The organism is Amycolatopsis kentuckyensis, assembly GCF_002155975.1.
GTDB classification, from domain to species: domain Bacteria; phylum Actinomycetota; class Actinomycetes; order Mycobacteriales; family Pseudonocardiaceae; genus Amycolatopsis; species Amycolatopsis kentuckyensis.
This window is the reverse complement of record NZ_MUMI01000399.1, coordinates 1-9685: the sequence shown is the minus strand read 5'-3', so window position 1 is coordinate 9685 and position 9685 is coordinate 1. Positions and strand designations below refer to the sequence as shown.

The following is a 9685-nucleotide window of genomic DNA, read 5'->3' as shown; positions in this document are numbered from 1 at the left end:
GCCTTGAGCACCGCGAGCAGCCCGGTGATCAGCCCGATCGACCGGTCGCCGAGCACGCCCACCACCTCGCCCGGGCGCACCCCCGCCTCGACCAGCCTTCCGGCCAGCACGCCGGCTCGCTCGGCCAGCCGGCGGTAGGGCACCGTCGTGCCGCCGGCCGTGAGCGCCGGGGCGTCCGGGGTCAGCCGGGCGCGCTCGTCGACCAGGTCGTGGACGAGCCTCGGGGGCGCCGGGGGCGGGTTGCCGCCCTCGAACGTCGCCACCAGGCGGCGGTCGGCGTCCGAAGCGAGGTCGAGTTCCGACACCCGGAGTGAGGGGGCGCGCGTTCCGTCGGCGAGCGCCCGCTCGACCTGGCCGGTGAACGTCCCGTGCAGCGAAGCCCGGCCATCGCTGACGTCCAGCCGGATGCCGCCGACGTGGTACGCCGGGCCGGCCAGCCCGGCGACCTCGGCGCTGAGCTCGGCGAACGTCGGGTCGGCGGACAGGTCCAGCTCGACCGTGACGTCCCCGGTCACGGCGACCGTCTCGCTGTGCGTGCGCCGGGCGGTGACCGCCACGAGCGCGGCGAGCACCTCCCGAGGCGGTGCCTCCCCGACGCTGACTCCCTCGAGCATGATCCTCCAGACGTCGCGGGGTGGTGCCGCCCGCGACCTGAGCGTGTCGGGGCCGCCATCCGGCTGCCAGTCAGGGAACTCCCTGATGTGCCGGGGACGGCGGCGGAGGGATCCCCGACTTTCCCGGGCCCGTCCGGGCGGGAAGCCTCGACCGGGCGGGTGCGACGAAGTGGCCTAGGGAGACGCCGGATGACCGACGAGCAGCTGTCCGACTCCGACCGGCCGAACCGGGCCGTCGGTGGGCTGTCCGACTCCGACCGGCTCACCCGGGCCGTCGGCGAGCTGTCCGAGGAGCGCCGGGCCCTGCTGCTCAGCCGGCTCGGCGCGCGCCATGCCGAGCGGGCGCGGGCCGGGACGATCCCCCGCCGTCCGCCCGGCACCGATCGGCTTCCCTGCTCCGCGGGCCAGGAACGGCTCTACTACCTGCACCAGCTCGACCCGGGCTCGGTGACCTACCTGCTGCCGATCCGCCTGCGGCTGCGGGGCACGCCCGATCCCGCGGCGCTGCGGGTGGCGCTGGCCGGGCTGGTCGCGCGGCACGAGCCGCTGCGCACCGGGTTCGAGGTCGGCGGCGACCACGTGCCGAGCCAGGTGGTGCACGCCGCCGCCGAGGTGCCGCTCGCCGAGGGCTCGGGCACCGCCGCCGAGGTCGACGCCCACGTGCGGCGGCTGACCGGGGAACCGTTCGACCTGGCCGTGCCGCCGCTGCTGCGGGCCGGGCTGTGGCGGGTCACCGACCGGCCCGGCGAGTGGGTTCTCGCGCTGTGCGTCCACCACGCCGTCATCGACGGGTGGTCGCTCGGCGTGCTGGTCGAGGAGCTCGCCGAGCTGTACGGCGCCGCCGTGGCCGTCCGGCCGCCGGACCTGCCCGAGCTGCCCGTCCAATACGGCGACTACACGCTCTGGCAGCGCGACCGGCCCGCCGAGGCCGTCGCCCGCGATCTGGACTTCTGGCGCCAGGCCCTCGACGGCGCGCCCCCGCTGGAACTGGCCGGCGACCGGCCCCGCCCGGTCCGGCCCACCTTCGGCGGTGCCTCGGTGCCGGTCCGGATCCAGCCGGACCTGGTCGCCGCCCTGGACGCGCACGCCCGGGCGGCGGAGGCCACCCCGTTCATGGTGCTGCTTGCGGCGTTCACCGTGGTGCTGCGCCGCTGGTCCGGGCAGCCGGACCTGGTGGTGGGCACCCCCGTGGCCGGGCGGTCGCGCCCGGAGCTGGAACGGCTCGTCGGGTTCTTCGTCAACACCCTGGCGCTGCGCGTCGACCTGGCCGGGGCCGGGTCGTTCCGGGAGCTCGTGGGCCGGGTCCGCGCGGTCTGCCTGGCCGGCTTCGAGCACCAGGACGTGCCGTTCGAGCAGGTCGTGCGCGAGGCCGGCGTGACCCGGCAGGGCGGCCGGCCCGACCTGCCGCGGGTGTTGTTCGCCCTGCGCAACGTCCCGCTCGGCGCGCCCCGGCTGAGCGGGCTCGAAGTGGTGAACGAGGAACTGCCCCGCGTGGGCACCGACCTCGACCTCAGCCTCGAACTCGCCCCGGACGGCGACGGCGGCTACTCCGGCTGGCTGGTCTACGCCACCGACCTGTTCGACGCCGGCACCGCGGAACGGATCGGCACCGGGCTGCGGACGGTGCTCGGCGCGGTCGCGGAGGACCCCGGCCTCGCCCTCGCGGCCATCCCGGTCCTCCCGCCCGCCGAGCGGGACCGGGTGCTGGCCGAGGCCAGCGGCGCGGCGGTGCCCGCGGTGGCCCCCACGACGATGCACGCGCTGGTGGAGGCGCAGGTCGACCGCACGCCCGACGCCGTCGCCGTGCTCGGCGAAGAGCCGGTGACCTACCGGGAGCTGGACGAGCGGGCGAACCGGCTCGCCGCCGCCCTTGCCGCGCACGGGGTCCGCCGCGAAGACCGCGTCGGCGTCTACCTGCACCGCGGTCCCGACCTGCTCGTGGCCCTGCTCGGGGTGCTCAAGTCGGGGGCGGTCCACCTGCCGCTCGACCCCGGCCAGCCGGCCGAGCGGCTCGAGCTGATCCTCCGCGACGCCGACCCGGCCGTCGTCGTGACCGCACCCGGCCTCGCCCCGGCCATGACCGGCCGCACCACCGTGCTCGTCACCGGAACCGCGGGCGAGGCGGGCCGGCCGGGGGTGCCCGTCGACCCGGCGAACGCCGCCTGCCTGCTCTACACCTCCGGTTCCACCGGGACGCCGAAGGGCACGCTGCTGACCCACCACGGGGTGGCCAACCGGATGGGGCAGATGGTCACCGGCCACCGGTTCGGCCCGCAGGACGTGGTCCTGCAGAAGACGCCGATCGGCTCCGACCCGTCGCTGTGGGAGATGCTCGTGCCGTTGTGCGCGGGCGGCCGGGTCGTCTTCGCCGAGCCCGGCAGGCACACCGAGGCCGGCCACCTGCTCGGCCTGCTGCGCGAACACCGGGTCACCGCCTGCGACTTCGTGCCGTCGATGCTGGTGACCGCGCTGGCCGACCCCCGGTTCGCCGAGTCCGCGGCCTCGCTGCGGCTCGTCGTCTGCGGCGGCGAAGAACTGCCCGCCCCGGCCGCGGAGCGGTTCCTGGAACTGGTGCCGGGGGCCGTGCTGATGAACTACTACGGGCCGACCGAGGTGACCTTCGACGCCACCGCCGCGGCGGTGACCCGGCCGGTGCCGGTGCCGGTCCCCATCGGCCGCCCGCTCGCCGGGGTCGAGGCGTACGTGCTCGACGCGGACGGCGAAGTGACGCCCGCCGGGGTGCCGGGGGAGCTGTTCCTCGGCGGTGTGCAGCTCACCCGCGGCTACCTGAACCGGCCCGGGCACACCGCGGAAACCCTGGTGCCGCACCCGTTCCGGGCCGGCGACCGGCTGTACCGCACCGGCGACCGGGCCCGCCGCCGCCCCGACGGCGAGCTGGACTTCCTCGGCCGGCTCGACAGCCAGGTCAAGATCCGCGGCTACCGCGTCGAACCCGGGGAGGTCGAAAGTGCGTTGCGCACGCATGAGGACGTCGAGCACGTCGCGGTGCGGGTCTTCACCGGCGAAGCCGGGCCCCGGCTGGCCGGCTACCTGACCGTGCGCGCGGGGGCCACCCCACCGGACGCCGCCGAGCTGCGCCGGCACCTGGCCACCCGGCTGCCCGCGCCGATGATCCCGGCCGCGTTCGTCGTCCTCGACGAGCTCCCGGTGCTGCCCAACGGCAAGGTCGACCGGAACCGGCTGCCCGAGCCCGGCCACTCCGCGGTCGCGTCCGTGCCGCCGGAGACGTCGCTGCAGAAGGTGCTCTGCCACATCTGGGAGCAGGTGCTCGACGCGAAGGACATCGGCGTGCACGACGACTTCTTCGTGCTGGGCGGGCATTCCCTGCTGGCCACCCAGGTCGTGTCGCAGGTGCGCGAGGTCTTCCGGATGGACTTCCCGCTGCACTTCTTCGTCGAGACGCCGACGGTGGCCGCGTTCGCCACGTTGCTGCGCGAGCGCGGGGTCGCCGCCGGGGTCGACGTCGACAAGGTGGCCGGGATCGTGCTGCGGATCCAGGCGATGTCGGCCGCCGAGGTCGGCGACCACCTCGGAGCGGAAGCGGGGCAGCGATGACCGCCGTGTCCGACCGGGTGACCGGGGGAGCTCCGGCCATCCCGCGCTGGGCGACCGGCCGGACCGGCGTCGCCGAGCACCGGTTCCCGGCGCCGGCCGCCGTCCCGGACACCGTGTTGTTCGCCGCGCACGCGGTCGTTCTCGGCGCGCTGACCGGCGAACCGGTGGTGACCGCCGTCCACGACGGGCACCCGCGGACGGTCGACCTCGGGCACCGCACCTGGCGCGAGCTGATCGCCCACGTCACCGACGCGCCGGTGGTCCCGGCGCGCTGCGACACGGTCGTCGGGGCCGGCGACCTCGGCGAGGACGCGATAGTCCACATCGGACTCGAAGGGGACACGCTCGTCGTGCGGTGCCGGCGGGAATGGGTCGACGACGCCTACGCCGCCCGGATCGCCGACTACCACCGCACCGCCCTGCGCCTGGCCGCGGCCGATCCGGACGCCGCGCACGCGGACCAGTGCCTGCTCGGCGCCGCCGAACTGCGGCACCAGCTCACCGCGCTCAGCGGGGCACCCCGCGAGCTGCCCGACCGCCGGGTGCACCAGCTCATCGCGGACACCGCGGCGGCCCGGCCCGACGACGTCGCCGTCGTCGCCGGGCTCGACCAGCTCACCTACCGCCAGCTCGACGAGCGCGCCAACCAGGTCGCGCACGCCCTGCTGGCCGACGGCCTCGCCGCGGAGGACGTGGTCGCCGTCGTGAGCGAACGCGCCATCCCGTGGCTGGTGGCGGTGCTGGGCGTGCTCAAGGCCGGCGGCTGCTACCTCCCGGTGGAACCGCACTTCCCGGTCGAGCGGATCGCCGCCATGGTCACCCGGTCGGCGTGCCGGCGGGCGCTCACCGACGACGTCGGCGCGGCGGTGCTCGACCGGCTCGGCGGACTCGTCCCCGGGATCCGCGCCCGCGGGGTGGACGAGGTCCTGCGCGCCGGCCACCCGGCGGCCGATCCCGGGACGCCGGTGGGGGCCGGGCAGCTCGCGTACATCTACTTCACCTCCGGCTCCACCGGCGAGCCCAAGGGCGTGATGTGCGAGCACGAGGGGATGCTCAACCACATGCTCGCCAAGATCGGCGACCTGGGCGTGGCGGCGGGCACGGTGGTGGCGCAGACCGCGCCGCAGTGCTTCGACATCTCGCTGTGGCAGCTGCTCGCCCCGCTGATCACCGGCGGCACCGTGGTCATCGTGTCGCAGCAGGCCCTGCTCGACGTCGAGCAGTTCGCCGCCGAGCTGGACCGCAGCCGGGTCGAGGTCGCCCAGCTCGTCCCGTCGTACCTGGAGGTGCTGCTGGGCCACCTCGAGCGCCGCCCGCGGCCCCTGCCCGCACTGCGGTGCATGTCCGCGACCGGCGAGGCGCTCAAGGCCGCGCTCGTCCGCCGCTGGTTCACGGTGCTGCCGGAAGTGCTGCTGGTCAACGCCTACGGGCTCACCGAGACCTGCGACGACACCAACCACGAGGTGCTGGACCGGGCGCCGGACGGCTCCCGCGTGCCACTGGGGCGCGCCATCGCGGGGGTCGGCGTGCACGTCGTCGACGGCAACCTGATGCCCGTCCCGCTCGGCGCGACCGGCGAGATCGTGTTCTCCGGCCGGTGCCTGGCCCGGGGCTACGTCAACGACCCGGTCCGCACCGCACTTTCCTTCACCGCGAGTCCGTTCTTCCCCGGGCAACGGCTGTACCGCTCCGGGGACTACGGCCGGTGGACGCCCGACGGACGGCTGGAGTTCTCCGGGCGGCGGGACACCCAGGTCAAGATCCGCGGGTTCCGCGTCGAGATCGCCGAGATCGAGGACCGGCTGCTGCGCCTGCCGGGCGTGCGGGAGGCGACGGTGATCGTGGCCGGCGCCGCCGAGTCCGCCCGGCTGGTGGCCTGCTACTCGGCGCCGCCGTCGCTGGCGCCGGGGCCGCTGGTGGAGGCGCTGGCGCGGGTGCTGCCCGACTACATGGTGCCGCGGGACTGGTACTGGCTCGACGTGCTTCCGCTGACCGGCAACGGAAAGGTGGACCGCACGGAACTCGCGCGGATCACCGGCGGCCTGCACCGGGCGATGGCGGAGGACGAGCGGCCGCGTGACGGCGCCGAGCGCAGGCTCGCCGCCGCGTGGGCCACCGTGCTCGGCGTCGCGCCCGACCGCGTCGGCCGCACCGACGACTTCTTCGCCTCCGGCGGCTCATCGCTTTCGGCGCTGCAGCTGGTGATCGAGCTCGACCGGGCGATCTCGCTCGGCGACGTCACCGCGCACCCGGTGCTCGCCGACCTGGCTCCGGTCCTCGACACCGGCGCGGCCGGGCCGCGCCCGGTGCTGCACCGGCTGACCCCGCCGGCGGGGCGGACCCTGGTGTGCTTCCCGTACGCGGGCGGCAATGCGGTGACGTACGTGCCGCTGGCCGGCGAGCTCGCCGCCGCGGGCTGGGCCGTGTACGGGGTCGAACCGCCGGGCCGGGACGGTGTGTCCGCCCCCGTGCCGGTGGCGGAGCTGGCCGAGCTGGTCGCCGACGAGCTCGCGCCGGGACCGGTGACGCTGTGGGGACATTCGATGGGGGTGGCCGCGGCTTTGGCCACCGCGCGGCTGTTGCTCGCCCGCGGTCACGACGTGCGCCGGGTCTACCTCGGCGCCCAGCTGCCCGGCGAGAGCGGCGCCCGGCGGGCGCAGGCCGCGGAAGTGGCGGCGCTGCCGGACGAGGCGGTCGTGACCGAGCTCGCCGAGAGCGGCCGGCCGGAGCTGGCCGAGGTGTCCGGTGCGCACCGCCGCCTGCTCGCGGACGCGTACCGGCACGACGTGGCGGCGGCGTGCGGGTACCTCGCGGACGCCCTCGACGCGGGCGACCGGCTCGACGTGCCGGTGACGGTGGTGCTCGCGGCCGACGACGTCCCGGACGAGGGCGATCCGGGGGACTGGTCCCGGCTGGCGCGCGAGGTCCGGGTGCTGGAACTGCCGGACGGCGGCCACTACTTCGCCGCGTCGCGGCCCGCGAGCGTGGCCGGGGTGATCGCCGGAACGGACTGAGGTGGGGGACTTCCGAGGCCGGAAGTCCGCCCGGTCTCACACGTTCTGGTTCGGGAAGTAGTCTTCGCACCCGCCGTCGCGGCGGACGTCCCACGTGGCGCAGTGCAGCGAACCGCCGTACTCGTAGACGTGCCGGAACGGCAGCGGCAGCACCTCGAAGCCCAGGCTGCACAACAGGTCCTGCAGCGGCTTCTCCTGCTCCTCGACGATGATCTTCGACGGCGAGATGCTGAGCACGTTGATCGACACCCACTTGGACGACTGGCAGTAGCGGGGCATCTCGTCGTTGCCGGTGAGCGGCTGGGGCGCGGTCACGAACTCCCAGTCGTTGGCCAGGAACAGCTTCTCCTCGCCGCTGCTGATCGGGCGCTCGGGGTTGGTGAGCACCAGGCCCGCGCGCAGCGGGATGAACGTCGCGTCGATGTGGGACGGGAAGTAGTCCAGCGGGAAGTGCACCGGGTGCACGCGGAAACCCTTCGGCTCCAGGTGCCGGGTGAGCCACCGGATGCCCGCGCGGTTGGTGGTCATCGACTCCTGGACGAAGATGTCCTTGCCCATCCGCGCCATGTCCGCGGCGTCGAAGACGACCTCGTCCTGCGTCACGCAGAACTCGAAGTTGTGCATCTCCTCGTGCCGCTTCGACAGCGGCCAGGTCCAGAAGTCCTGGCGGTACATCTCGTCGGCCATGGACGGCTTCGGGGCCACCGACCACGTCATCTGCGGGTCCTGGTCCCAGTACTCGTAGACCAGGCTCCGGTAGGCCTCGTACTCGAAGTACCGCGACCGCCGCGACATCGTCGCCTCGAGGATCTCGTGGCCGAGGGTGATCATCACGTCCCGGGGGCAGACCGCGCAGTACTGGTTCTCCACCTCGAACGTGGGCGTCTTGAGCGGGATCGAGTAGTCCCGCGGCGACGGCCGGCGCACCGTGACCCCGTGCGTCTCGAGCAGGGACACGAGCCCGGCGAGCTCCTCTTCGGCCTTTTCGTTGAGTTCCCGGGGTTTCGGGCCGGTGGGGAACGGTCGTGGCTCGGGCAGCCCGCGCTCCTGGGGCCGGTGTCCCGGCTCGGTCGGCTCGAAGCAGGCGTTCTCCGCGGTGCCCACGACGACCTCCTGGAGAGTGTCCCACTCGTTCCAGGAGTTGACGATTCTGGTGTCAGTCCGCATCGGCTCGTCACATCTCTCTGTAGGACGGTTGCTCGCCCCATTCCACCGGTCATCCTGCGGTGGCCACAGTCCGGAGAACCCCGTATCCGCGGGGCTGTGCGGGGAATGTCGGACTTCGCGGCACCGGCGCCGCCGGGCACAGTGGACGGCGTGCCGCTCACCATCGACGCCCGCTTCAACGGTCCGGACGACAGCGCCAACGGCGGCTACGCGTGCGGGCTGTTCGCCGGCGTGTGCCCGGACCCGGTGGCCGTGACGCTGCACGCCCCGCCCCGGCTCGGCGTGCCGCTGCGGGCCGAGTTCGGCGGGCGGCGGGCCCACCTGTGGGACGGGGACGCGCTCGTCGCCACCGCCGCACCCACCCGCCACCGGGTGGTGCCGCCGGCGCCGGTGCCGGTCGCGGCGGCCCGGGCGGCCGGTGCGCACTACCGCGGCCGCCGGGGACACCCGTACCCGCACTGCTTCGCCTGCGGGCCGGACCGGGACGTCGGCGACGGCCTGCGGCTGGCGCCCGGGCCGGTGCCGGACCGGACGGGCACGGTCGCCTGCCCGTGGGTCCCGGACGCGGATCTGCTCGCCGCCGACGGCCGGGTGCGGGCGGAGTTCGTCTGGGCGGCGCTGGATTGCCCGTCGGGCTGGACGGCGGACCTCGTCGCGGCGCCGAAGGTGCTCGGCTGGATGCGCGCCGAGGTGATCCGGCGGCCGCTCGCCGGGCAGCCGTGCGTGGTGGTGGCGGCGCTGGACAGCCTGGGCAGCGGAGGGCTCGCCGCGAGCTCGGCGCTCTACGACGAGGCGGGGACGCTGCTGGCGCGGGCCACCACCCGCTGGTACGCCCCGGCCGGCTGAGGAATCCCCTACACCGGCGTCGCGCGTCCGGGGTTCTCCGGACTCATCCCGACCCGGGGGAGCGCGGTTCGATGGTCCGGGCGGCCCGCGACTGCGTGCTGTCGACGAACGGGGAGAGCGCGACATGCGAATTCCGACTTCGATCGACGCGATCGGGGACAACACCATCGACCTCGACGCCGTCGACCTCGTGGACCCTCGGACGTACTCCGAGGGCGACCCCCACCCGATCTGGGCCGAGATGCGCCGGCGGGAGCCGGTGCGCTGGCACCCCGTCGGCAGCGACCTGGGGTTCTGGTCGGTGACCACCTACGAGCACGGCTCCTGGGTGCTGCGGGACCACGAAACCTTCACCTCGCAGCGCGGCACCCTGCTCAACCTGCTGGGCAAGGACGACCCGGCGGGCGGGCAGCAGATGGCCGCCACCGACCCGCCGAAGCACACCCGGATGCGCGAGCCGCTGCAGCG

Annotated in this window: 5 protein-coding genes and 1 pseudogene; 4 read left to right on the top strand and 2 right to left on the bottom strand. The window is 74.8% G+C overall.

Going from position 1 to position 9685, the window contains the following annotated elements:
• The coding region (locus CCN39_RS33270) for an AMP-binding protein (protein WP_143264247.1) at nt 1–614 on the bottom strand (614 nt) is incomplete at its 3' end.
• A gap of 189 nt (nt 615–803) precedes the next feature.
• On the opposite strand from CCN39_RS33270, the gene CCN39_RS33265 reads away from it, so the two are divergent.
• Nucleotides 804–4190 carry a non-ribosomal peptide synthetase gene (locus CCN39_RS33265; RefSeq protein ID WP_086848757.1) on the top strand — a complete coding sequence of 1129 codons (3387 nt, stop codon included), beginning with the start codon at nt 804–806 and terminating at the stop codon, nt 4188–4190.
• Entirely contained in the window at nt 4187–7204 is a 3018-nt protein-coding gene (locus CCN39_RS33260; protein ID WP_086848755.1) for an amino acid adenylation domain-containing protein, read from the top strand. The genes CCN39_RS33265 and CCN39_RS33260 overlap by 4 nt, the downstream gene beginning before the upstream one ends.
• 36 nt (nt 7205–7240) lie before the next feature.
• Here CCN39_RS33260 and CCN39_RS33255 read toward each other — a convergent pair whose 3' ends face one another.
• A complete protein-coding gene (locus CCN39_RS33255; protein ID WP_086848752.1) occupies nt 7241–8371 on the bottom strand; it encodes a glycine amidinotransferase in 1131 nt (376 codons plus the stop codon).
• 105 nt (nt 8372–8476) lie between these two features.
• Here CCN39_RS33255 and CCN39_RS33250 point away from each other — a divergent pair, with 105 nt between their 5' ends.
• Together CCN39_RS33250 and CCN39_RS33245 are read left to right on the top strand one after the other, a co-directional pair.
• A complete protein-coding gene (locus tag CCN39_RS33250; RefSeq protein WP_086848751.1) occupies nt 8477–9217 on the top strand; it encodes a hypothetical protein in 741 nt (246 codons plus the stop codon).
• 124 nt (nt 9218–9341) lie between these two features.
• Nucleotides 9342–9685, top strand: a pseudogene (locus CCN39_RS33245) (cytochrome P450); the annotation flags it as partial.

What these genes read in the sequence shown, in the direction of transcription:
- CCN39_RS33265 (WP_086848757.1), top strand. Translation starts at nt 804, where the DNA reads ATGACCGACGAGCAGCTGTCCGACTCCGACCGGCCGAACCGGGCCGTC.
- CCN39_RS33260 (WP_086848755.1), top strand. Translation starts at nt 4,187, where the DNA reads ATGACCGCCGTGTCCGACCGGGTGACCGGGGGAGCTCCGGCCATCCCG.
- CCN39_RS33250 (WP_086848751.1), top strand. Translation starts at nt 8,477, where the DNA reads ATGTCGGACTTCGCGGCACCGGCGCCGCCGGGCACAGTGGACGGCGTG.
- CCN39_RS33255 (WP_086848752.1), bottom strand. Translation starts at nt 8,371, where the DNA reads ATGCGGACTGACACCAGAATCGTCAACTCCTGGAACGAGTGGGACACT.